This is a genomic window from Dellaglioa sp. CoH-55-MRSF-7, assembly GCF_056782235.1.
The window spans coordinates 1-337 of record NZ_JBXAYI010000108.1 but is presented as its reverse complement, the minus strand read 5'-3'; the positions used below and the strand labels follow the sequence as shown (position 1 = coordinate 337).

Here is a 337-nt window from a genome sequence, read left to right as displayed (position 1 = left end):
GGATCAAGCTTCGTGAGTTCAACACTCTTTACCACACCGGACTTCAGCTTCACATCTTGCGAAACGGACACGACGCGCACCGCAAGTGCGCCAGTGTCTTTCTTCTTGTTGGCGCGAAGCACCAGCTTGAAGGTTTTGTTGGCCGGGAGACGCATGCTACCCTTTACGCCTTCTGCGCGATCAGCGGCCTTTGCCGGGAACTTCTTGTCGTTCGTGGGTTTGAATGTGACGGCAGCGAGCCGTGCCTGAATCGCGAGAAGAGTGCGCATGTCGTAAGCCGCAAGATTGCGCTTTTTCTTGTCTTCTGCTTCTGGGTTGTAGCGTCCGATTTAGCGCG

Annotated in this window: 1 protein-coding gene; it reads right to left on the bottom strand. The window is 55.2% G+C overall.

Features of this window, described 5'->3' with window-relative positions; genetic code table 11:
* On the bottom strand, positions 1–269 hold a 269-nt coding region (locus AC1RPU_RS08075), incomplete at its 3' end, for a hypothetical protein (protein WP_481769655.1).
* Positions 270–337 lie beyond the last annotated feature (68 nt).